Origin of the sequence: Paenarthrobacter sp. NPDC058040 (assembly GCF_042885775.1) — a bacterium.
GTDB lineage: Bacteria > Actinomycetota > Actinomycetes > Actinomycetales > Micrococcaceae > Arthrobacter.
Window position 1 is genome coordinate 1 of the sequence record NZ_JBHVRN010000001.1, and the last position, 24491, is coordinate 24491.

At 62.2% G+C, this 24491-nt stretch carries 15 protein-coding genes; 10 read left to right on the forward strand and 5 right to left on the reverse strand.

All coding sequences use genetic code 11. From position 1 onward, the window contains the following. The first annotated feature begins 192 nt into the window (after nt 1-192). The 9 genes from ACFVSJ_RS00005 (at nt 193) to ACFVSJ_RS00045 (ending at nt 9735) form a co-directional block, all read left to right on the forward strand. Nucleotides 193-891 (forward strand): GntR family transcriptional regulator, encoded by a 699-nt coding sequence (locus ACFVSJ_RS00005; RefSeq protein WP_387432876.1) that lies wholly within the window; start codon nt 193-195, stop codon nt 889-891. A gap of 334 nt (nt 892-1225) precedes the next feature. Beyond that, nucleotides 1226-2230 (forward strand): sugar phosphate isomerase/epimerase family protein, encoded by a 1005-nt coding sequence (locus ACFVSJ_RS00010; protein WP_387432878.1) that lies wholly within the window; start codon nt 1226-1228, stop codon nt 2228-2230. Between the two features lie 6 nt (nt 2231-2236). Continuing rightward, nucleotides 2237-3988: a dihydroxyacetone kinase subunit DhaL gene (dhaL, locus tag ACFVSJ_RS00015; protein WP_387432880.1), complete on the forward strand. Its 1752-nt coding sequence runs from the start codon at nt 2237-2239 to the stop codon at nt 3986-3988. Next, nucleotides 3985-4467 carry a ribose-5-phosphate isomerase gene (locus ACFVSJ_RS00020; RefSeq protein ID WP_387432882.1) on the forward strand — a complete coding sequence of 161 codons (483 nt, stop codon included), beginning with the start codon at nt 3985-3987 and terminating at the stop codon, nt 4465-4467. Before dhaL ends, ACFVSJ_RS00020 begins: the two co-directional genes overlap by 4 nt. Before the next feature lie 2 nt (nt 4468-4469). Further along, entirely contained in the window at nt 4470-5438 is a 969-nt protein-coding gene (locus ACFVSJ_RS00025; protein ID WP_387432883.1) for a 3-hydroxyacyl-CoA dehydrogenase family protein, read from the forward strand. Nucleotides 5439-5457: 19 nt separating this feature from the next. Next, nucleotides 5458-6222: an SDR family NAD(P)-dependent oxidoreductase gene (locus ACFVSJ_RS00030; RefSeq protein ID WP_387432886.1), complete on the forward strand. Its 765-nt coding sequence runs from the start codon at nt 5458-5460 to the stop codon at nt 6220-6222. Between the two features lie 154 nt (nt 6223-6376). Continuing rightward, nucleotides 6377-7726 carry an MFS transporter gene (locus ACFVSJ_RS00035; RefSeq protein ID WP_387432888.1) on the forward strand — a complete coding sequence of 450 codons (1350 nt, stop codon included), beginning with the start codon at nt 6377-6379 and terminating at the stop codon, nt 7724-7726. Further along, entirely contained in the window at nt 7723-8499 is a 777-nt protein-coding gene (locus ACFVSJ_RS00040; protein ID WP_387432891.1) for a triose-phosphate isomerase family protein, read from the forward strand. Before ACFVSJ_RS00035 ends, ACFVSJ_RS00040 begins: the two co-directional genes overlap by 4 nt. Before the next feature lie 78 nt (nt 8500-8577). Beyond that, nucleotides 8578-9735, forward strand: a complete 1158-nt coding sequence (locus ACFVSJ_RS00045; protein ID WP_387432892.1) for an IS30 family transposase — start codon at nt 8578-8580, stop codon at nt 9733-9735. Nucleotides 9736-9775: 40 nt separating this feature from the next. Here the strand turns inward: ACFVSJ_RS00045 and ACFVSJ_RS00050 are convergent, their stop codons facing one another. Then, a complete protein-coding gene (locus tag ACFVSJ_RS00050; RefSeq protein ID WP_387432895.1) occupies nt 9776-13324 on the reverse strand; it encodes a TM0106 family RecB-like putative nuclease in 3549 nt (1182 codons plus the stop codon). Nucleotides 13325-13421: 97 nt separating this feature from the next. Here ACFVSJ_RS00050 and ACFVSJ_RS00055 point away from each other — a divergent pair, with 97 nt between their 5' ends. Further along, the gene (locus ACFVSJ_RS00055) at nt 13422-13874 is read left to right on the forward strand and encodes a nucleoside deaminase (protein WP_387432898.1); all 453 of its coding nucleotides are present in this window, start codon (nt 13422-13424) and stop codon (nt 13872-13874) included. 82 nt (nt 13875-13956) lie between these two features. Here the strand turns inward: ACFVSJ_RS00055 and ACFVSJ_RS00060 are convergent, their stop codons facing one another. The 4 genes from ACFVSJ_RS00060 to ACFVSJ_RS00075 all read right to left on the reverse strand — a co-directional run bounded on the left by ACFVSJ_RS00060 (nt 13957) and on the right by ACFVSJ_RS00075 (nt 24396). Beyond that, nucleotides 13957-16191: a hypothetical protein gene (locus ACFVSJ_RS00060; protein WP_387432900.1), complete on the reverse strand. Its 2235-nt coding sequence runs from the start codon at nt 16189-16191 to the stop codon at nt 13957-13959. Nucleotides 16192-16594: 403 nt separating this feature from the next. Further along, the gene (locus ACFVSJ_RS00065) at nt 16595-16939 is read right to left on the reverse strand and encodes a hypothetical protein (protein ID WP_387432902.1); all 345 of its coding nucleotides are present in this window, start codon (nt 16937-16939) and stop codon (nt 16595-16597) included. A gap of 20 nt (nt 16940-16959) precedes the next feature. Continuing rightward, on the reverse strand, nt 16960-23430 hold the full coding sequence (locus ACFVSJ_RS00070) for an RHS repeat-associated core domain-containing protein (protein WP_387432905.1): 6471 nt from the start codon (nt 23428-23430) through the stop codon (nt 16960-16962). A gap of 549 nt (nt 23431-23979) precedes the next feature. Continuing rightward, nucleotides 23980-24396, reverse strand: a complete 417-nt coding sequence (locus ACFVSJ_RS00075; RefSeq protein ID WP_387432906.1) for a hypothetical protein — start codon at nt 24394-24396, stop codon at nt 23980-23982. Nucleotides 24397-24491: the final 95 nt, after the last annotated feature.

Below are 24491 nucleotides of genomic sequence, written 5' to 3' on the forward strand. Positions count from 1 at the left end.
CTCTTCTCTTTGCGGGCGTGTACCGTTAAGGGGGGGCAACCGCCCTGGGTCGCTTTTGGGGGGGTTTTGCGGCCTCAAACCGCGCACAAATGCGACCCAGTTGGGGGAGGGTGGGCGGAATGTGACGCTGGGATCGCCGGGGTTTGGGGGATATTCGAGGGTTTGCGTGGGGCGTTCCTATAGGATTTGGGCATGCCTGAAGCTTCCCCGAGCTCCGCCCGTACCGGCTTTCCCGTGAGCCGCCAAGTCCTTGCCGACCACGTTTATGAGGCGCTGCTTGAGTGGCTCATGGATGGTCGCTTGGAGCCAGGTGCTGCGGTCAGCATCGACGGCATGGCGCGGGAACTCGAAGTCTCGCCGACTCCCGTGCGTGAAGCCTTGGCCAGGCTGGAGCACACCGGCATGGTCCGGCGTGTGGCTCTTAAGGGCTACCGGGTGGCTCCGGTTTTCACGCGCGAGGATTTCGCGGAGCTCATGGAGGCCAGGCTGTCGATCGAGCCCGTCAATGCCCGACTGGCGTGTTCGCGCATGACGCCACAGGGCCTCGACGCGCTGAAACAGGCCGTTGAGGACCTGAAGAGGGCGCCCCGCGGGGGGTCGTTCGCGGAGTATCGCAGCTACCTTGAAGCCGACGAGCGCTTCCATCAACTGATCGCGGCCCAGGCCAGCAACCAGTTCCTCCTCGCGGCCTACAACACGCTGGGCGGGCAGATCCAGCGGTTCCGGCTCTTCGGGGGAGTGGGAATTACCGACGCGGAGCAGGCCATTGCGGAGCACCAGGCTGTCCTCGATGCCATGACCAGCGGAGACCCTGAGCGGGCGGCGCAAGCAATGACCGACCACGTTGAGAAAGTCCGTGGCCGCGCTATCGCCGACGCTCCCGAGGACTAGCCACTCACTCCAGTATGTGTTGCGCACTCCTTTGCGCCGTTCGCACCAGTTGAGCGTCGATGGCGCATCCGTTCGCGCCCTGCGCACCCCTGGTTACGGGGGCGGTTGGCGGGAAGGGGTGCGAAGCGCTCCGAGGCGCCTGTGGTTGCGGGTGCGCCCGGCGGGAAGGGGTGCGCCGCGCTCGGGACACCCGAGGGCCTGCCACGCCCAGTGATCCTCTTCACAAAAATTTGTAAGACATATAGGATCTAGGAAGTTTCCAGCAAAGGGTTGACAGCGTAGCTCGATTCGTAAATCCTATAGGAAACAGGATTCCACGAAGGAGTGATCACCCATGGCGTACACCGCCGAAAACTGGCCCATCACGGCGGCCCTCCTCCAATTCCCAGGCTCTGACGCCTCCGGCCAGCAGGTCAACGACGCCGACGCTTCCGTATGGGCGGATGTCCTCCAGGAAGTCAAAGACGCAGGTTTCGCCAACGCTGACCTGACGGACAGCTGGGTCCGCCCCGGCGACCTCGGCAAGGAACGCCTGGCGGAGTTCAAGCAGGCAGCTGAAGAAGTGGGCATCGGCGTCCCCGTCATTTCCGCCATCCGCCGCAGCGTCATCCACCAGCAGGACTGGGCCGAGAACCTCGCCTACAGCCACCGCACCATCGACGCCGCCGCCGAGCTGGGCTGCGAAGTGGTCTCCTTCGGCCTGCACCAGGCCATCACGCCGGAACAGCAGAAGCAGTTGTGGTTCTGGACCGTTGAGGGCTACAAGGACCCGTTCGGTGACAAGGAAGCCTGGAACAACGCGGTTTCCCGCATCCGTGAACTTGGCCAGCACGCAGCTGAGGCGGGCATCCTCATTTCCCTGGAAATGTACGAGGACACGTTCCTCGGCACCGGCGACTCCTCCGTCCAGCTGGTGCAGGACATCGGCCTGGACAACGTGGGACTCAACCCGGACCTTGGCAACCTGATCCGCCTGCACCGCCCCATCGAGGACTGGCGTGAACTGGTCCACAAGACCCTGCCGTACTCCAACTACTGGCACATGAAGAACTACATCCGCGACGAGGACGTGGCCCGCGACAGCTACATCGCCATGCCTTCGCCCATGGAAAGCGGTTTGATCAACTACCGCGAGGCCTTCAAGTTCGCGCTCTCGGTTGGCTTCCAAGGCATCCTCTGCGTGGAGCACTACGGCGGCGACGGACTCAGCGTTACTGCCAGCAACCAGGATTACCTGCGCCGCCACATCCTTCCCAAGAAGGACGGCTACGCCTTGGGCCGGAGCAAGGTTGCCCAGGGACGCCAGCAGCCCGCCACGTCCGAGTTCGCCGGGGTCTAGGAAACCATGACACAGATCTTCGACAACCCGGCGGACTTCGCCGACGAGGCACTGGACGGCTTCGTCGCGGCAAACCGGAATTACGTTGCCCGGCTCGATGGTGGCGTGGTCCGTTCAACCGAGATACCCGAAGGCCAGGTGGCCCTGGTGATCGGTGGCGGCTCGGGACATTACCCGGCCTTTGCGGGCCTGGTAGGCCCCGGCCTCGCTGCCGGATCGGCCTGCGGCAACATGTTCGCTTCACCGGCGGCCGGTCAGGTGTACCGGGTGGCCAAGGCATCCAACGCGGGCGGCGGCGTGCTGCTGAGCTACGGCAATTACGCCGGCGACGTCCTCCACTTCGGCCAGGCCCAGTTGCGCCTCAACGCCGAAGGCATCGAAACCCGTACCGTGCTTGTCACTGACGACATCGCCAGCGCGCCCATCGACCAGCTTGAAAAGCGCCGCGGCATTGCCGGTGACCTCACTGTTTTCAAGATCGCAGGAGCCGCAGCGGAAGCGGGACTGAACCTTGACGACGTCGAGCGTTTGGCCCTCAAGACCAACCACCGGACGCGCTCGCTCGGCGTGGCGTTCGACGGCTGTACCCTGCCCGGCGCCAAGGATCCGCTGTTCCACGTTCCCGCAGGCCAGATGTCGCTCGGGCTGGGAATCCACGGCGAGCCCGGGATCTCCGAACACCCCATGCCCACAGCCTCGGAGCTCGCAGAACTCCTGGTCTCCAAGCTGCTCGCGGACAAGCCGGAGGATTCCGGTGACCGCGTGGTGGCAATCGTCAACGGCCTGGGCACGGTCAAGTACGACGAACTCTTCCTGCTCTTTGGCAAGGTGGAGAAACTCCTCGCCGCCGCGGGTCTGACCATCGTGGAACCGGAATGTGGGGAGCTGGTGACCAGCCTGGATATGTCCGGCCTGTCCCTGACGCTCCTGTGGCTGGATGAGGAGCTGGAGCAGTACTGGTCCGCGCCCGCCGACACGCCCGCCTTCCGCAGGGGAAGCATGGCACCGCGCGCACCCCGGACCGCTGCGTTGGCGGACGACGCCGAAACCTCCGAGAGCGAGCAGCCCACCACGGCTGCTGCTGAACTTGGGCGGCAGGCCGTGGCCGTGCTCGCCCAGGTGAGGGACGTCGTCGTCGAACATGAGGACGAACTCGGCAAGCTGGACGCGATTGCCGGCGACGGTGACCACGGAATCGGCATGCGCCGCGGCGTCGATGCTGCAGCGTCGGCTGGAGAAGCTGCGGAGGGATCCTCGGTGGCGAAGGTTCTGCTGGACGCCGGCGAAGCCTGGAGCGAAAAGGCCGGTGGAACCTCTGGTGCGCTCTGGGGTTCAGCGGTCATCGCCGCCGGGCAGGCGCTCGGCAACCGCGAGACCTACAGTGCAGCGGACGCCAGGGACGCTGTGTCGGCCTTCGCCAGTGCGATCACCGAACTTGGCAAGGCCGAAGCGGGCGACAAGACCATGGTGGATGCCCTCCTGCCGTTCCGGGACGCGTTCCTGGCAGAGCTCGACGGCGGCGCGCCGGTTGACCGGGCACTGGCAGTGGCCGCTGCGGCGGCCGAATCCGCTGCCGCAGCAACCGCCGAACTGCGCCCGCTCAAGGGCCGGGCACGTCCGCTGGCCGAAAAGAGCCTCGGCCATCCTGATCCGGGCGCGGTCTCCTTCGGACTGATCACGGCACGCATCTCACAATTCATCGATTCACAACTGGCCCCCGCCTCCGCGGCACAGGCCGGAAACGGAGCAGAAGCATGAGCACCACTGAAGGCTGGCGGATTATCGTCGGCAATGACGAGGCGGGCGTCGAGTACAAGAACGCGCTGAAAGCCTTGCTCGAAGCCGATCCCCGCGTCGCTTCCGTAACGGACGTCGGAGTCGGTGCCAACGATTCCACCGCCTACCCGCACGTTGCCGTGGATGCTGCCCGAAAGGTGGCAGAGGGCGAAGCCGACCGTGCTTTGTTGATTTGTGGCACTGGCCTTGGCGTCGCCATCGCGGCCAACAAGGTCCCGGGAATCCGTGCCGTCACCGCCCACGACAGCTACTCCGTGGAGCGCTCCGTCCTCAGCAACAACGCCCAGATACTCACGCTCGGCCAGCGGGTCATCGGCCTCGAACTGGCCAAGAAGCTCGTGGGGGAGTGGCTCGACCACCGCTTCGATGAAACCTCCGCTTCCGCCGCCAAGGTGGATGCGATCTGCTCTTACGAACCCGACTACACGAAGGCAGTCTGATCATGACGTCAACAGAAACCCAGGCCCGGAAGATCGCCGTCGTTGGCTCCGGCTACATGGGCGGCGGCATCGCCCAGGTGCTGGCGCTCGGCGGTGCACGCGTGGCCCTCGCGGACGTCTCTGCCGAGGTGGCCCAGAAGAACTACGACCGCCTGTTGGAGGAGTCGGACCAGTTCATCGCCGACGGTCTCTTCCCCGCAGGTTCCACGGAGATCCTCAAGCAGAACCTCTGGGCGGCAAAGGACATTGAGGAAGCCGTTGCCGACGCCGACTTCATCGAGGAAGCCGTTCCCGAGGTGCTCGAGATCAAGCACGCAACCCTGGCCCGGATCAGCGCCGCCGCCCGCCCGGATGCCGTGATCGGTTCGAACACGTCCACGATCTCCATCGCCGCCTTGGCTGAGGCAGTGACCAGCCCGGAGCGCTTCCTGGGCGTGCACTTCTCCAACCCGTCTCCGTTCATCCCTGGCGTGGAGATCATCCCGCACGCCGGGACATCCGTGGACACGGTCTCCGCATCGCGGGACCTCGTGCACGCAGCCGGCAAGCAGACCGCCGTCGTCAAGGACGTCACCGGTTTCGTGCTCAACCGCCTGCAGTACGCGCTTTTCCATGAAGCGGCGCAACTGGTGGAGCAGGGCATCGCAACAGCGGACGACGTCGACACCCTGGTCCGCACGACGTTCGGCTTCCGCCTGCCGTTCTTTGGGCCGTTCGCCATCGCTGACATGGCCGGTTTGGATGTCTACAACTTCTGCTACAAGTCCCTGCAAACCGGGTTCCCGGAGCGCTTCGCGACGCCGAAGATCCTCTCCGACCTGGTGGAAGCAGGCAAACTCGGCACCAAGACCGGTGCCGGCTTCCTCAACGTTCCCGCCGAACGGACCCCGGAGCTCATCGCCTACCGCAACAAGGCCTATGTGGCCATGCAAAAGCTCATTGAAGAGCTTGGCCCGGCACCGATCAACTAACTCTTACAGGAGAAAACACATGACGTTCCCCGTATCACGCACCGCCGTCGTTACCGGCGCTGTGTCCGAACGCGGCATTGGCCGTGCAACCGTCAACTACCTTGCCGCACAGAGCTGGAACATCGGCATCATTGACCTCGACGACGCCGCCTGCAAAGCCGCCGCCAAGGAAATCGCGGCCGAATACGGTGTCCAGGCGCATGGCGTCGGCGCCAACGTGGCCAGCGAAGCCGAGGTCCGCGCTGCGATCGACGAACTCGAGGCCGAACTGCCGCAGATCGTGGCCCTGGCCAACGTGGCAGGCGTCAGCTCACCCATCGGCTACCTGGAACTCGAGCCCGCGGAGTGGGACCGGGTGCTGAGCATCAACCTCAACGGCGTGCACTTCGCTACCCGGCGTGTGGCCGAGTCCATGGTGAAGAACGGCATCGGCCGCATCGTCAACATCTCCTCGGTCTCGGCGCAGCGCGGTGGCGGCACCTTCTCGAAAACCCCGTACTCGGTGGCCAAGGCCGGCGTCATCGGCCTGACCCGTGCCACCGCCCGTGAGCTTGGCGAATTCGACATCACCGTCAACGCGATCTCTCCCGGCCCGATCGACACGGACATCATGGGCGGAACCCTGAGCGACGAACGCAAGGACGAGTTGGTCAAGGACCTCGTGGTGAACCGCGTTGGCTCCACCCGCGACATTGCCGCAGCCATCGCCTTCCTCATCAGCGAGGACGCCGGATACATCTCCGGCCAGACGCTGAATGTGGATGGCGGACTGTACATGCACTAGGCCCGACATGAGGGCCTGGACCAAGGAACGCAAGATCTACTTCGCCGTGGGCGTCGTCGCCTGCATCGTGGGCATGGTGCTCATCTTCTACCCGCGCTGATGGCGCGCACTTAAATCCATCACCCCCCAACTGACTACTCAAAGAGGAGTTTCGATGTCCGTTGCCTCAACTTCCACCAAGGAGTTGCTGGATTCGCCGATTTTGAAGTCGGCCATATCCAAGGCTTCATTCCGGCTGATGCCAATGTTGGTCATCCTGTATGTGGTGGCCTTCCTGGACCGCACCAACGTGGGCTTCGCGGAGGCTGCCCTCGGCGTGGACAAAGGCATCACAGCAGGTGCCTACGCCCTCGGCGCCGGCATCTTCTTCATTGGCTACGCCCTGTTTGAAATCCCCAGCAACCTGCTGCTCACCAAGTTCGGAGCGAAGGTGTGGCTTGCCCGCATCGCCGTAACGTGGGGCATCGTATCCGCGTGTTTCGCGTTTGTGCAGGGTGAAACCTCGTTCGTGATCCTGCGCTTCCTGCTGGGTGTGACCGAAGCGGGCCTGTTCCCGGGCGTCATCATGTTCCTCGCGGCTTGGTTCCCCAACAAGGTCCGCGTGAAGATGTTTGCCATCTTCTACCTGGCCCAGCCGTTCTCGCAGATGATCGGTGCTCCGCTGTCCGGTTGGCTCATCAATATCGGCGACCAGGTTCCGGGTGTCGCCGGCTGGCAGGTCATGTTCTTCGTCGAAGGCATGCTGGCAGTCCTGGCCGGTGTCGCAGCATTCTTCTTCCTGATCAACAGCCCCCAGGAAGCCAAGTTCCTGAGCAAGGAGGAGAAGACGGCACTCACGGACGTCATGGCCCTGGAAGATACCGTCAAGGAAGAATCCGGTCCCCGCGGGGTCCTTGCGTCGATGCGGAACGGCAAAGTCTGGTACTTCACCGTCATCTATTTCTGCCTGCAGATCGCGGTTTACGGTGTGACGTTCTACTTGCCCCAGCAGGTGGCCCAGCTGACGGGCCAGAAGGTGGGGCTCGCCGTCGGACTCCTGACTGCCATCCCGTGGTTCTTCGGCATCTTCGCTTGCTTCTTCATCGGCAAGGCCGCCAACACGGTTCTCCGCCGCCGCCGCTGGGGTACGGCACTGTTCGTCTCCACGGGCTTGTGCATCTTCGGTTCGGCGTGGGCAGGGGCCAACCACCAGCCCACGCTCGGCATCATCTTCATTACGCTCGCGGTGTGCAGCTTCCTGGCGATTGGTCCCATCGCGTGGTCCTACCCGACGGCGTTCCTCACCGGAACAGCGGCTGCTGCGGGCATCGGCCTCATCAACTCCCTCGGTAACCTGGGCGGCTTCGTGGCGCCGATCCTGCGGACCACGGTCAACGAAGTCACGGCCTCGGACACCGGAACCATGGGCGTCTACGCCCTCGGTGTCCTGCCGTTCCTCGCGGCGATCATGATGTTCGGAACGCGTGCCTTCACCAACAAGGCAGACGAGCTGCTGGGCAAGTGACGTTTTCTGGGACCGGGACCCTGTACGTAGGGGTCAGCACCAAGATGTACCTTGGCTACGCGCAATCCCTGGCGTGGTTGGAGCAACTGGTGAAAGAAGTGGACGCCCGTCCGGCCCTCGCGGCCGGGCGGGTAGTCCCGTTTGTCATTCCATCGTTCCCGGTACTGCCTGCCGCTTTGGAGCTCGTGGCGGATTCGCCGTTGGTGCTCGGTGCACAGGACTGCGGGTGGGAGGACGGGCCGTGGACAGGGGAGGTGTCACCGTCGATGCTGGCCGAGATCGGTGTGGGCCTCGTTGAAATCGGGCATGCCGAACGGCGCCAGTGGTTCGCCGAGTCTGAGGCGATGATCGCGCGGAAGGTGCGTGCCGCCGTCGACTCCGGCTTGACGCCGCTGCTGTGCGTGGGGGAGGCGGAAACTGTGTCCCCGCAGGCGGCCGCGGACTATGTGTTGGGGCAGATCGCCGAAGCCGTGTCCGGCGATTGGGCTCTCGCAGGGAAACTTGCCATTGCTTATGAACCGGTGTGGGCCATCGGCGCGGCGGAACCTGCTTCGGTTGGGTATGTCTCGGAGGTTGTGTCGCGGTTGCGTCGCCTGTTGGCCAAGCACGGTCTGGGTCAGCTGCCGGTCATTTATGGCGGCTCTGCAAAGCCCGGCTTGTTGCCGCAGCTCACTGGCGTATCCGGGCTTTTCCTGGGCCGCTTCGCGCACGATCCCGCGAACTTCGGACGTGTGCTGGACGAAGCCCTGGCCCTCCTCCCGACTCCCAAGTAAGTCGCATTTGTGCGCGTTCTGAGCCCTTCGAATCATGCGGTGATCGCAACACCTGATTATTGAAGGGTGTCGATTGCCATGGTGAAGTTCTCCAGTCGTTTGGTTGCTGAGGTTGTTCAGTCGTTCTGGCAGCAGGTAGCGGAAGGCTCCCGTTTTGAAGAAGCGGGCGAGTCCGTCGGCTGGTCCGTCACGACCGTTCGGCGTGAACTGAGATCCTCGGGAGGGGTCCGGCCCCGCAGGGGTCGGACCCTTTCGGGGCGTTCGCTGTCCTTTGATGAACGCGAGCAGATCGCTTTGCTCAGAGGCAAGGAATCCATCCGTGATATCGCCAAACGGCTGGGCCGGTCGCCCTCGACGATCTCCCGGGAACTGCGCCGGAACGCTGATGAGGTCTACTACTACCGTGCCACTACTGCCCATGCACGGGCCCACGCAAGGGCAGCCCGGCCCAAGACCGCTAAGCTCAAAAGCAACGAAGCCTTGCGCAAGGAAGTCCAAAAGCGACTCCGTAGGAAGGACTCACCGGCCCAGATCGCCGGCCGGCTCCGCAAGGACCACCCGAACAACCCGGAGATGTGGGTGTCACACGAGACCATCTACCAGTCCCTCTATCTTGAGTCCCGGGGCGGACTGAAACGGGAACTGCTCAAGAACTTGCGCACCGGCCGGACCTTGCGCAAACCCCAACGCCGCCCCGACGAACGCCGCGGCAGAATCCCAGGCATGGTCATGATCGCTGACCGCCCCGCCGAGGTCGAAGACCGTGCGGTACCAGGGCATTGGGAGGGAGACCTCATCGTCGGCAAGGACGGCAAAACCGCCATCGGCACCGTTGTCGAACGCACCACAGGGTTCGTGATGCTCGTCCACGTACCCACAGATCAGAACCGCGCCGAGTCCGTCCGGGACGGGCTGATCAGCAAACTGAGCGCCCTGCCCGACGAACTGAGGCTCTCACTGACCTGGGACCAAGGCATCGAAATGAGCAAGCACAAGGAAATGAAGATCGCAGCCGATATCGACATCTACTTCTGCGATCCCCACTCACCCTGGCAACGCGGCTCGAACGAAAACGTCAACGGGCTCCTGCGCCAATACTTTCCCAAGGGCACAGACTTAAGCATCTACAGCCAAACCGACCTCGACTACGTCGCCCACGAACTCAACGACCGGCCACGCCAACGATTCGACTTCTGCACCCCAAATGAGATGATCAGAACCTTCCTGTTGCGATAACCGCTAGAAACCGCCCCGTCAAAACGCGCACAAATGCGACCTACTTGGGTGAGCAGAGGGCGATGAAACCGCCGAGGTTCTCAAGGCCCTCGGGATGCGTCGGGAGGTAGTTGGTCAACTCGGGCGAACGTACGACGACGGCACGCCACTTACCGCGCGACACCGCCACATTGATCCGGTTGCGCGAGAGCAGGAATTCCATGCCCCGGGGGACCTCACCCGCGGCCGATGCCGCCATGGACACGATCACTACGGGGGCTTCCTGGCCCTGGAACTTGTCCACGGTACCCACCCGGACCGCGCCGAGCCCGGCCGCACGGAGCTGGTGCTTGATGAGCTGGACCTGGGCGTTGTACGCCGCGACCACCAGGATGTCCGTCTCGATCAGGGGGCGCGGACCATCGTGCTCTTCGGAGGGGTCCAGCCAGGGGAGACCAAGGTGTGCCTGTACCTGCCGCACCACCTCGGCGGCTTCCTCGGGGGAGGACGTTGAATTTCCGGTGTGGTCAACGTACACACAGGCAACCCCGGGCCCGGCGCCTTCCAAGTGTCGCTTTGACGCCGCCGGGGCTGCCTCAAGCCTGCCATCGTAGGACAGGACCGAGACGGCATGGCAAAGAGCCGGGTGCATCCGCCACGAGTGGGCCAGGAAGTATCCGAGCTCCGGCGGGAGGGTGTTGTAGCCGTCGGACAGCCACCCCAGCGCGGACTCGTCAACGGGTTCGGGATGCGTACCCTGCGTGACTTGGGGCAGCTGCTGGGGGTCTCCGAGGAGCAGGAGCCGTTTGGTGGCCCGGCTGACGGCCATGGTGTTGGCCAGCGAGAATTGCCCGGCCTCGTCAATGACAAGCAGGTCCAAGCACCCCGCGGGAACGGTACTTCCCACCATAGTCCACGCCGTCCCGCCGATCAGCGCACCTCCCGGCTTGGAGAGGATGTCCTGGACGTCGGCCTTCCCACACCCGTTCCACGGCACGGGATCGTTGTGCTTGACTTCCTTGGCCACCAGCCACGGATCCACGCCCGCCTTCTCCACGGCTGCGCACAGCATGTGCTCCACTACGGCGTGGGACTGGGCGACCACCCCGACCTTCCAACCGTCCGCCACAAGGCGAGCCAGGACATGGGCTCCGACGTAGGTCTTGCCGCTCCCGGGAGGTCCTTGGACGGCCAGGTAGGAGTGGTTCAGATCTTTGACGGCGGAGGTAATGGCGTCGATGTACCCGTCGGGTCCAGCGGCCACCGGAGGAAGCTCCACCAGCGTTCCCAGCCGTGGCGGCTGCCTGCGGACCAGGTCCAGGGCGGCACCCTTCGGCCACTTCGGGAGCGAAGCCCGAAGCTTGGTGGCCAGAACTGCCAGAGCATCCCGCTGGCCCGTGGTTGCGATCGGGCTGTCCGGGGTCAAAGCCATGGGTAGTTGGCTGAACTCCGTGGAATCCTTGCGCAGCCGTTCGGAGATGGTCACGGATTCGAGGTCACCGTCTTCGCCGACCTCCACCACTTCCGTCCCGCTCCAACCCGCCCTGCCCAGCACTGAAGACTCCTTGGCCACCAATGCCTCGGGCAAGGGGGGACCGTACATCCGGAAGTACTTCCTGCCCGGTTCCAGGCCGGCACCATCACCCGAGCGACCAACGAGCTTCACGAGCCGAACCGGGTTCTTGCGCCCCTGCTTGGTCCAGTCCTGCAGCAACTCGGCACGGTCAGCGATGAAGATGTCGCGGCCGTCGTCCCATTGGGAGGTTGGCTTTTCGAGCCGGTCGAAATGCCCCCACCAATGCTGCTTGTCCTCGCGGCGGTGATACCTGACGCCCGCTGCAACAATGCTGATGGCCCGCGAGTCAGGAGTGAACCGGTCCTCTTCCGGCAAACCGTCCAGGTATTCGAACAGGGCTGCCTCTTCCGGAGGGGCCTCGTACCTTTCCGCCTCTTCCGAGGGCTCTTCCCCTGCCGGCCCACCCGGGACGATGGACCGCTCGGCCGCGCGGTCCAGCAGCCAGTTGCGCAATGCCAAAGTGGAGAGGCAGTCGTACTCGTTGTAGTCCCGGATGCTCTCCAAAATAGCCGTAGCCTGCCCGGCCTGTCCCGTGTCCCGGGCCGTGCAGTAGTCGGCGTAGGCAACCACGGAGGCACCGGCGTCGGTCACGTCTCCGGACCGCAAGTGCTGGCCCATGTAAAGGGGCTCAAGCTTCTTGATGCTGTAGGAATTTTCGGAGACCCGGATGCTGTGCCGCACGGTGTCGTAGAGGTCCACCAGCACGCCTTGCCGCAGAAGATCGTCGACGGCGGTTTCGCCCACCACATGCGTCAGGGACAGGTTGCGAAGCGCCGTCTTTTCGTAGGCCGCGTAGTGGTAGATATGCATGCCCGGGTATTGGGCGCGCCGTTTGGCCACGTACTCCAGGAAGTCCACAAAGGCCTGCCGTTCCTGGTCCCGTGAATGGGCCCAGAAGGGGCGGAAGACGGGTTCTGCTCCGGGTTTCGCAGGGTTCTCGATGACGCCAAAGAGGTACTCGATGCCCCACTTTCCGGTAACAGGATCCTGCCACAGGGGATCGCCTTCAAAGTCGAAAAAGATATCGCCGGGATCCGGCGCAGGGAGCCTGCCGAGGGTGTTGTCCGCAAGGATCTTGTAGCTCACGGACTTGGCTGCCCCGGCTTTGTCCGTGTACTTGACCGTTCCGTCCGGCGTACCGGTGCCGGTCTGCAGCTGCGCTTGTTCCCGCAGGCGAAGCAAAGTGTGGTCGCCCTCAGCTGGAAGGCCGGCAAGTTGGTCGATGGTGGTGACACCGTCTTCAATCAGCTTCTTCCGTCGGCTGATCCTCATGCCGGCCACCATGAGGAGGTCGCGGTGCAGAAGCACCTGCTCGGCGCAGTAATCGCAGCGACCGCAGGCCGTGCAGCGGGGATCGCCCCACTGAACCGGGCCGGATGAGTCAATGTGCTCAGCGGTCATCCTGAGGAACCGGTCCCGGCGTTCCCTGAAAACGGGCAGTATTTCGGACAAGGGGTGGTCCGAGTGGACGCGGTTGCCCAGGACCAACGTCACGGTTGGGTCCGGCGCGATCCCCGCTTGCAGCAGTTGGTCTCCATAGGCCGCCAATTGCAGGAGCGCCGTGACCTTGGCGTGCCTCGCCAGCTTGGTATCGAAGACGGCGTAGGTGCCGCCGGGTTTCTTGACCAGGAAGTCTGACCTGCCGTGGAAAACGCCGTCAAAGAAGGCAGCCTGGAACACGATGTCCGCACCGGACCGGAGGGCCCCGATGGATTCCGCGTGCTTGGCCGAAAGGCTGGCGCGATCCATCGCGGTGGCGGGAACGACGTCGTACACGCCTCTTCCAGTAGCCGCATCCCACGGCCCGAATTCCGCCACAAACTCGTCCAGCACTTTGTGCTCGTGAACGTCGCCCAACCTGGCGGTGCGTTCCAGCATCGCGTCCGCGGCAAAAGCCGGGACAGCCGAACGGCCAAGTTTCTCGTCCAGCTTGCGGAGCACTTGGTACTCGCACGTAGCCGCAATGACCAGGTCGCTGGCCGAGAAGACCAGGTCTTGCGGCGCACCCGGTTTCTCCGGATCGAGAAAGAACACGGTGACCTACTCCTCACGACGAGCAAAGCTGAACCCTTGCTGCCAAGCTATCAGCGGCCACCGACAATTTCGGGCGAAGGCGCCTTAGACTGCCCCCATGACTCACTCGATCCCCAGCACAGACCCCGCATTCGAGGCCGCCTACCAAGCGGCGCAGAAGAGCCTCAGCGAGGGAGGGATTCCCATTGGGGCAGCATTGGCCCGGGGAGGGGAGGTCATCGCGAGCGGCCACAACGAGCGCGTGCAGCATGGAGATCCGATCGCGCACGGAGAGATGTCCGCGCTCCGGGCTGCCGGCCGCCAGAAGAGCTACCGCGACACCACGCTGTACACAACGTTGGCGCCGTGCGCCATGTGCACCGGAACCATCATCCAGTTCAAGATTCCGCGGGTGGTGGTTGGCGAGGCAGAGACATTCCCCGGCGAGTTCGACCTCCTGCGCTCACGCGGGGTGGACGTGGTGGTTCTCAACGACCCCCGTTGCGTGGAGATGATGCGGAATTTCCAACACGAACACCCCGAACTCTGGGCCGAGGACATCGCCGAGTAAGCAAGGAGCGACGGCGGCACCAAGGGCGGGTGCCGCCGTCGCCGGCTGCTGGGGAGCCACGTGTCAAAGAGTCATCCGACGACTATTTGGCAGGCTTCCTCGGAGCCGACCGGCGGGAACGGGCCGCCGGAGTGGAGGGAACGAGTTCCTTGACCTGGGCCACCACGGTGGGATTGGCGCCGCGGGTTCCCAAATCTTTCGCGAGGGTTTCCACCTCGGACTTCGCGGCCGCCGAATCGTCGGCCTTCACGTGCAGCTGAGTTCGCAGCTCAACCAGGTTGCGGTAGGCCAGGTTGCTGCTGGCCGTACCTTCCTGCTGGAACGTGGCCAGGCCTGCGTCCGTCAATGCAAGGGCACGCCCGGGGTCGGCGCTGTGGTGCTTGACCATCTTGTCCTCCTTGCGGCGATAGAAGTCGTCTCCTACGGACTGCGCGACGGCGGTAGCCGCCTTGACGCCCAAAGGCTCGCCGCTGAAGCGCTCGGCAGCCTCGGTCAAGGTGTCCAGGCCCTTGCTCAGGTGCGGCGACATGGAACCTTCGAAAGCCAACGTGAGGCCAACCTCCCGGGTGAAGAACTCGGGGGCGAAGCGGTCCTCTTCCTTCGTGACCGGGAAGCCAACGCGCAATGGCCAGGTGTTGGACGCCTGGACCACGCCATCGGTGCTGTAGACGGCCCGGACCAGGTATTGGCCGGGTTGGTCGAAGGCGAAGCCCACAGTGCCATAAGCGAGCTGGACCAGTTGGCTGTAACGGTCGCTCCCGTCGGTGTTGCCGGCGGGCGCCAGCGTCACCAGTTCCGGCAATCCGTAGAAGCACACCACCGATTCGTGCAGCACGACTGTTCCGTCGGGCTTCTGGACGTAGACGGTTGTGTTGCCGTACCGCGGATCCAAGCGGCCATCCACCAACACGGGAGCGTCGCTGGTGTTCCGCAGGCGGAATTCAAGGGCCACCGGTTCCATGTAGTCGAAGTAGCTCTTGCCGGACAGAGTCAGCTCCACGTCGCTCCCGGGACCGGACACCGTCATGGCACCGGGAGGGGACTCAAGGTGCCCGCCGGAGGCCCACGGATCGCCGCCCATGATCACCGCGGCACGGTCGCCGTGGCGCATATGGAGCAATTCGTCGTCGTCAAAGCGGAAGCGGAAGTTGGCCCAGAAGGTATCGGCGCCGTTGCGCTGATCGTACTTCCAGTCGTAGTTCATCCAGGACAACGCATCAGGCCTGGCTTTGTCCCAGGCGTGCAGGAAATTGAACGCGTGGCCGGCTTCGTGGACCCAGGTGTAGAGGAAATGCCGCATGGCCCAGGCTTGGTCCTGCGTTGACGGGTTGGTGACGAGGTTGGTGAACCATGTGTGGTTGCGGAAGACAGCAAAACCCTGGCGATCGGGTCCGCGGCCCGCGCCGCCGAAGCCAGCTGCGGCGTCGAACATGATCCCGCCTACGCCCGCGCTGTCGAAAAGACCTGCCTGCACGCCCCACAGGTTCCATGCGGGCCAGCCCGAGTTGTACTTTCCAAACGAGGTTTCCATGGCGTCGTGGAGTTCACCGACACTCCACGAGGCGAAGCCTGCGGCGCTGTCGTCGATCACGGTGTGCGCGGGGTCGATGGTGACCGAAACTCCGGCGTCCTTATAGGAGGACTCGATGGTCAACGTCCGCTCGGCAAGGTCGGCGGGGCGGTTGTTGTGTGCATGGCTGTTGTAGATGGGCACCTTGGGCTCGATGTCCACCGACTGGCAGTAATCCAGTTCCAGATTGACGTCCCTGAAACAGTCGGAGCGGTACGTGCACGCGTATGGCTGCCCGGCAACGCCGCCGCCGGTGAACGTTGCAACCGCTCCGGTGATGGCGCCGTGGGACCACGTCACAGTAATGTCCACGGTGGTTGTGGGGTGGGTGCCCTTCCAATACCGGACGGTCCCGGTGATGTGGGCGTCGGAGCGGGTCATGGTCACCACAGGGGCATCGACGATCCACGATTCCACGTAGGTCTTCACGATCTGCGTCAAGCCGCCGACTTTCACCTGGCGGGTGCTGAAGAAATCGCCACTGACTTTGTTGAGAACGGGAGATTCCACGCCCTGGCGGGGATCGACGTCGAGCCTCAACTCAAGGGCGCTGCCCACCGGGCCGGTGACGGCTTGGTTGCCTTCATAGCGGCCGCTGACGGCGGCGGATCGCCAACAGCGCCACCAGTCTTCTGAAGGCCAAGACCAAGAGGCGGGCGACGGGCCGGGCACGGGAGGGGAAGGGATGGCTGAGGGGTGATGGGGGACAGGGTCAAGGAGGGTGCTGGGGACGTTGGGGATGTCCATGGGAGGATCTTTCTCGCGCTGCAAGCAATCAACAATGCGTTCGCCGATGCCGTGCCGAGGGCAGCAGGACCTTGTGAGTCGGCCTGCTCCGGGCGGATCGGCGGCATGACGGTTCAGGGCGAGGCGGTGCGAGTGGGGAGTCCCGAAGTGGGGTGTTTGGCCAGTGCCCAGAAGCCGTGAATAACCCAAAACGAGGATACTCCAACGAATGGATTATATCCAGGGGATTTTTGCAAATTGTTCGTCGGTTTGGTCGTGAGCACTTGCCACGGACCGTCCGGCAGGGAACCGGGACTGTGCGACGTTATCCCCCTTCCTCCCCAGCCTGGATATCCGCTCGGATGGACGCTTGTCCGAAACTCACCTGCTCTGGCTGCGCGACGGTGGCTGATGCGACGGGCCTTCAGTGCCTGACCGTCGGGCTGCCGTTGGGTGTAGTTCCAGCTGTGCCGGCGTCAGGCTGGTCGAGGGGTAGCCCTTGCCGTCGCCGCTTTCGGTCCAGAGCGAAGAGGCGCATGATCTTCCAGACTCCGACGAAATTTAGAATGATGTAGGTGAGGAGGGTCAGACCTATTAGGCCCATGCCGATTGCGGCGATCGGGCCCTTAGGGTCTGGTCTGAAGCTGGCTAAGGGGACCGTGACAATGACAAGCAGACCAAGAAAAACGCCGGTCCTGATCAGCATGCCCCACTGGAACTTGTCGTACCCCCTCAGAGTTTCCTTGCTGTACTTTCCTGTGGCTGCCAACTTGTCTGAATATGAATACATTACCCACCGCACATTCTGTGATAAATACCTGCGGCTGTAGCTGCCGCAGTTCCTAAGGACATTGAGCCTCCAAAGAAATCCAGGCCCGGACCGAGATCGTTGATGATGGTGGACGCGGCTTTGGAAACTCCCGGAACCCTGGGTATGAATCCAACACCGCCTGTGAGTACCCCGAGAGCATCTATTCCAAGAGTAGTCGGGTTCAATTGCCAGTTATTGGATATCCCGGATAATAGATCGGCCGCTAATGTTACTGTAGCCGCACCCTCGGCAACGCCCTCGGCGACCGGTGCGCATTCTGCTGTTATGACAGCCATCACACACGCAATGGCAACCATCGAGGAGACGCCGGACACGATGCCGGAAACGGCTGATACGCCGTCATAGAAGCCCGGGTCATTCCACCAATCCAGCCCCGTGGGGTCAACTCGGTTGATGGGGTTATTGGACGTGTATGCGTACCACTGGAGAGTCCATTGGAACGCAGGGTCCTTCGTCAGAAATTGGGCGGTCGTGGGGTCGTAGTATCGGGCGCGGAGGTAGACGAAGCCCGTTTCGGTGTCGGTGTAGCCGGAGGTGTACTGGATGGGCGTAGACGTAGTTCCTGTGTGGCCGGTGGTCTTGCCGTACGCGTCGTAGCTGTACGTACAGGCGAGATTTCCGCTGGCGTCTGTGAGGGCCCGTGTTGAACCTACGTGGTCGGTGAAGAAGAACTGCAGCTGAGTCCCGTTGATTTGCTCGAGCGGAATGCCTCCTGGGCCGCGGATCCAGGTGTTGGTGCCGTCTGTGAGCAGGTTGGGTACCTTGCCGTCGTCCCACGTGAATTTCGTTGTTACCGTCCCCGTGGTTTTGCCGGTTCTTAGGCCGTTTGAATCGTACGCGTAACTTGTTATTGCAGTTCCAGCGGTTGCTTTCGTAAGTTCGTCAGCTCCGTTGTACGTGTAGGTAGAGGCAGCGCCGGCGGAGGGAGTGCTCGCTATGCGGTTGCCGTTGATGTCGTAGGTAAATCCCGTAGCGCTGGAGGGTTTGTTGGCACACACTGGGTTGGTCACGACCGCTGCCGACGACCAGCAAAGCTGGTTGGCGGGGTCGAACGTTTGGGTTCCGCCACGGAGGGTGGTGGCGTTGCTCGCGGCGTCGTATGCGTTGGTCGAAGTGGTGCTGCCGGTGGTGACGGCCGTCAGTTGGTTTAGTTGGTTGTAGGCGTCGGTTTCGGATGCCCCTGGGAGTCCCGTTGGAGTTTGAACGGTGATCTGGCCGGCGTTGTCCCTGGTGTAACTGACGGACGCCAGCGTGGTGCTGCCCTTTGTAAGGGCCGTAGCGCTGAGAGCTCCGGCGTTATCCAGGGTATTTGTGACCGTTGTGCCGTTGGGATAGGCCAGGCTTTTGACTTGGCCATCCGCGGTGTAGGCAATGGTGGTCTTGTTGCCGGCGAAGTCGGTGACGGTGGTCAAATGTCCGGCGTCATCGTAGGTCTGTATAACGGGAACCGACCGTCCAGGGTAACGGAGGCTGGTCAGGTTTCCTGCGGCGTCGTATCCGTAACCGATGATTGCGCCGGCGCCGTTGGTGTGGCCGGTTATCTCACCGAAAGCGTCGTAGCTCCACGTACTTGTTCCGGTTCCATCTTTCAATGTGATGCGACGGTTGGCGGAGTCGTAGCGAATTGCTGATGTTCCTGGCGTGCCATCAGAGTATGCCTCCGCGCTGAGGCGACCGGCAGTGTCATAGGTATACGTTGTCGTGGTGTTTTTGGCCGTAGTCCGCGTCTTTTTTAGTCCTGCTGCGTCGAAGGTCGTTGAGCTTTTGTGGCCGTTGGCGTCTGTAACTGCGGTTTGGCGACCTTGGCCGTCATAGCCGTAGGTTGTGTGCTTCCCAAGTCCGTCCACGGTGTCGGCCACTTGCCCATCGGGCTTGTAAGACGTGTTGGTCGTGGAGTTGTTGGCATCTTTGATGCTGATGGCTTGGTTGGCCGCGTCGAAGGTGTTGGTTGTGGTGTGGTTGTTGGCATCGACGATGCTCGTCTTGTTTCCGTTGGCATCAAAGATTGTTGTAGTGCGGTGGCCGAGTGGGTCAGTGACTACTGTGGTGTTGCCCCACGCATCGTGCTTATAAGATGTGCAACCTTTGGCTGGGGGAGTGCAGGTGACCGCAGTGCCTGCGGCGGTCCCTGACGCGGTGACGGTGCTGGTCAACCAGCCGGTGGCCGTGGCGTATCCCATGAGTGTTTTGTTGCCCAGCGGATCGGTTGTGCTGGTGACATCGCCGAAGGCGTCGTATGTCGCGGTGGTGGTTTTGCCCCGGGCATCCGTGGTTGAGGTCCGTTCGGCGGGGTGGGCCGGATCTGCGTAGCCGTAGCTAACCGTCCGTGCTGTTGTGCTGGAACCGGATGGTCCGCCTTTGGGGTTGCCTAAGTCCGCGTCTTGAACTGTTTGGCTGACGGTCACGACGGAGGGGACTCCCGCTGGTGTGTAGGCGGTGGCCGTTCTCAGGCCGGTTGGTGTGATCGTAAGAATCTGGTGGCCTGCGTTGTCGTACTGGGCAACGCTGGTGTTCCCGGCCGTGTCGGAGGCGGAGATCCGATTGCCGTGCTCGTCATAGGCGAAGGTTTGCGTGTGTCCGTCGGGGTCCACGGACGTAGTGATACCGAGAGTGCTGGGGTCGTAGGTGTAGGTCCAGGTTCCGGCCTCGAGTGTCCCGACTCCCTTGGTTTCCGAGGTGAGCAGCCCGTTGGCGTCGTAGGAATGGATGCTTTTGTGGCCAGCCGGATCGGTCACCATGGTTTGGCCCTTGGCCAGATTTGCCGTGATGCTCGGACCGTAAGTGAAAGTCGTCGTTCTTCCCAGAGGATCGGTTTGGGAAGTTACTCTTTCGGCGCTGTCGTAGATCATGGTCGTGATGGGCGTCGGTGATGCGGTCTTGCCGTAGTTGGCAGGTGTACGCATGGAGGTGATCAGATGTGTGGAGGAGTAGCCGTATTGGGCGTGATCGGCGTTGTCTTTTGACCCACCGGCGCGGGTTGTGCCTACTCCATATACATCAGTCAGATTTGAGTTGGCGTCGTAGCCGTAGTCGATTTGGCGGTTTGCGGTGTCCTTGACACTTGTGATGTGGTTTCCAGTCCACGTGAACGTATAGGTGCGTCCTGATGGGTCTTTGACGGTGGCCAGATGTCCTGAACTGTCGTAGGCCAAGGTTGTGGCGTAGGCAGGCGTGGCTTTGGTGCCTGCGAGGTCCGTTTCGCTAGTCAATCTTCCGGTGACGCTGTCGAAAGAGAACACCGAGTTTCCACGCCGTGTGTAAGTGTAAGTTGTCCCGGCTTTGGTCAGGATCGCGTCGAATCGGGGAGCCGTCGCAGTGTAGGTGCCGTTGGTGAGGGCGAATGTGACCTTGGAGCCGTCTTCTTGGGCGATGGTGACTTTTCCGGTGGCCGCATCTGTAGCGGCGGTGAGGCCGTAATTGTATGTCCAGCCCCAACCGAAGGGTCCATTTGAGGCTGCTGAGGCGTTGGGGCCGGACGGATTCGCGAGGGCGGAGGCGTACGAGCGCGTAACGCTCAAGGGTAAGCCGAGGCCAGGAGTGGAGAGATCGGTCTTGCTTTCGCCGAAGTACCCGGTTTGCGTGCTGACAGGATCCCCTGCGGTGCGCTGGACGCAGCCGCAGTTCACGAAGGCTGGGTTCGATCCCGTGAGCGCATCCTGGACACCGGTAGGGCCACCGATGGGTGTCCCGGGTGAGCCCCCCATGGGAATGAAGGCGATCGCATCATATGCGACGTCGTATCCGCCGGGGGTCATGTTGCTGCTGTTGTTGAGAGAAACACTCCCACCGTTTTGCATGGCAAATGTCCCGATGGTGGTCCACTGTTCCGAGCCCCAGTCCTGGTTGACACGGATCTTCCATGGAGCTACACCGCCACCAGGGGTGATGGTGTAGACAACATCTGTGGCCGTGGCACCCGTCGCAGGGAGGTGGATCTTTATTTTGTAGTACTGCAGGCTTGGCAGGATGGGCGTCCAAACTCCGGTGTTGATGACCTGAGGTTCATTGGCGGGCTCGGTATGGGTAAAAAGGATCCGGCCGCCGAGGCCTACTCCAAGCTGGTGCGTGTCGATCTGTCCTACGGAAACCCCGCTACTGTTCTTCCCGTAGCTCATAACAAACGTGCCTTTGCTGGACCAGTTCGCTCCGGAGCATCCTGCAATATTCAACGGTGGGGACGGCTCGTCGTCGACGACGATTGGGACCCCGCCCGGGCCGCTGGGGACCGTGGAGTCCAGGTTGCAAGTCGGTGGGTGAGGATTGCCGTAGGTGGGCTCGGTTGATCCGGCAGCGTATTCATAAACCGACGTGGCACAAGTCGTGGCACACGTGCTCACCCAGGTCACGGGTTTGTGCCACCAGCACTCGTAATCAGCCAAGGTGCAGTATTTGCCAGTGGCATCGGCCGGGTTGCATTTGTTGGTGCTGTCACACATGGCGTTCACCCCAGGGAGCTGTATCCAAGAGGCTCCGTGATATTGCGGACTGGAGTAGCCATAGTAGCCGTAGCGGATGATCGGGCTGGCCATCCAGCCCATAACACGTTCCTGATATGGCCAGTCTCCCGGATGTGCGGCATCAGCGTAGGTGTTTTGCAGAAATGGTGCACGGTTGGGCGGATAGGACGGGTTCCGGGGGTTATTGCTCCAGCCGAGGCCCCAAGTCCCATCCGGGCCGGTGCATCTTGGGCTGGGCGCGCACCCTGTGGTGTTTCCGAAGGCGGCAGTGGGCTGGATTCCGCTGTTGTACGCCCAGAGAGCGAAGTACCAGTTTTCCAGTTTGGCGGGGTCTGCGTTGTTGGCAGTGATGCCGGATTCGTAAAGCTGGTTCCATGACGACTCGAGGATCTGCAGTCCGGCAGCAATATTCTCCTGGTAATCCGCGGCAATTTTCATCTGGCCGTGATGCGAGATGGCTGTATCTCCGGCGTGCATTCCGTTCGTTACCTGAGCGAGGCCGTAGCCGCAGTCAGCCCCGGGGTAGTCAATTTGATCGATGGTTCCGGCAGCACCGTAGTAGTCGGCGATCAGAGGGTCGGCTGGGACTCCAGGAAGGGCGTGCCATGAGGCTTGGTTGAAGTTGGATTCCTGGGCGAGGATTCCCAGCATGACTGAACGAGGGACCGTGGTTTGTGAGCTACCCGCCGGGTGATCCAAGGGTATCGGTGAGAAGTCGTCGCTGGGGGAGTAGCTGACGAGCCCCATGTTCGCGAAATTGGCGGGACGGGCATATTTTGCGCCAGACAGGAGGCCCTGTTCCGCCATTTGCACGGCCCAGTTCACTTGGGCGTTGGACGGTTGCTTGACCTGCAGAGCCGGGTCCAACCGCCCGACAGCGCAAGTCGGCGTGTCAGTGTTACTGGCCAGGTCTACTTTCAAGCCCCCAGAATTCGTCGTTGGGCCAGGATCAAGCAGGACAGAACCCCTAACCCCACCATGTCCATCTGTAGCAGAGGCATCAACGGATTCTTTGGGCGAGATCGTGTTTTTCTCGTCGGTGGCTGCCTGTGAGTCCGCCCCGGCCGCCGGAATGAAGGTGGAAACTGCGGTGGTTATCTCTCCAAGGGTGGGATCGAAGGTGCGATCCACGACTTTGCCGGTGCCTGTGACCACAGCCTCGCCGGCCGTGACCGCTGTTGTCTGGGCCGGGTCGGCCGGTTGCTCGCTTTGCGAATGTTCTGGCGGTCCTGCTTGTTTGGAACCAAAGACGGCGTCTCCGTTCAGCGATGCCCCCGTAGCCATGCCGGTGAGATGCGATGAATCCACACTCTTAATTGACGAAGTAGAGGGTGCGGACTGCAGCCCGGTCACGGTGTTCCTTCCACCGCCGCCAGCGAACAACGCGACCTTGTTTACCGGACCTTGCCCCAGTACATCGACCTTTTTGCCGTCGAAATGCATTGCCTGTGTATGGGAATTGTCGACAGTCACGTTCAGAAGATCGACCCCACCGTCGATGGAAGGGCGGAGATTGAAAGGGGATCCCTCGACAGTTGCGAGTTCAGAAAGTTTGGCCGAGTGCGTGGCGTCTCCTTTGTCCGCCACAGCGACAATACTTGACCCCAGGACACCCGTGATTCCGCGGGGCGTCGGAACTGCTGACGAAACTTGCCCGTCAACTGTGATGACGTTCTGCACTTTGCCCTCGTCCAGGTCAACCGTTACGAGTCCGGTTGTCTGTTCTTGGGCCCCGAGGTACAAGGAAAACACCGCCGTATCACCGGTTCCGCATCCGGGTGAGTAATACTTCAATCCGATTCCGCTGACTACCGGTGTGACCTTGCCGGTGGAAAGCTCGATGGAGTAGCCAAATGCTCCACGGTTCCTGGCCGCGGGCAGGTTGGCCGAGGACTCTGACAGGACGGCTACGGCGGCGTACCTGCCGTCACCGGACAGGCATTGATAGCCCGTCCATGATGAGGAATCCACCCCTCGGGGTTTGATTACAGCCAGTGATGTCCATGCGAAGCCCTCAGACTCATGTCCAACTTGGAGGTGGTAGCCGGATGAATCACCGTAGCCCGATATCGCGAGGTCAGAAGAGGCGAGCGCTTCCGTCCCGAAGTCTTCTGCATGTATCAAGGCTGCAGTTCGGGAGCTCTGCCGATCATCTAAAACCGTAACGGGTTCAGCAGCGCGCGCGGGAGCAAAGCTCAGTAGCGGAACAATAATGGCGCCGGCAAGAATCGATCCGATGAGACCCGCCAAATGTGGCACGCGGGACAAAAATTTCATGTTGGTCGGCTTTCCAAACAGACCGAGCTGAAGGGCTCGTTGGGGGAAGAAAGGAGGCACCCATCTCGTTGCCCAATGAATGTGAATTCTTGGGGTAGATGCGGCCTAGGGACTGTCGTTCGTGCATTGACGTCACGGCACGAATGGTAAGTCCCAACGAGGCAGACATAGAGTTGGTCCGCCATGGCTACTCAGCCGATAGGGTCAGAAGCCATGGCGCTCAGAATAGGATGAGCCCGTGTCTTAGGGGACTGCAGTCGACGATGGACTTGCCCGGTCGTCAAATTTGAATTGAGAGCACGATTGGGTGAATGACTGTTTCATTCCAGAGGGATCTCCAAGCTTGGCCGGGTCCAGGACGGTGTGCTCCCACCCATGCTCCGGATCCTCCACGCTTGTGGTGTAGAAGGGGGTTGCCGGGAACTTTTCGATCATTCTCAGCGCCGATTCTGCATCGGATGAATTCTGCCGGTTGAAGGCGGCAATGTATGCGCGTTCCCATGAGCAAAGCCAGTAAAAGGTCACTACACCGCGAGCAACGCCGTCTTCGTACTTTGTTCCTGGCTGGCTTAGTTGTTGCGGTGTTTCTGTGAACCACCCCACATCGGTCGGTAAAGAGAAAGGAAATGCTTTGATTTCTGCCTTGACAACTTCTGGCATCTGCTCGGGGTTGAGGAATGTATGTTGTGCTGTCGCCGTGGGAGATGGGGAGGAGGCCGCCCCGTTGATCCCGCATCCGGCCAGAAGCAGGACTA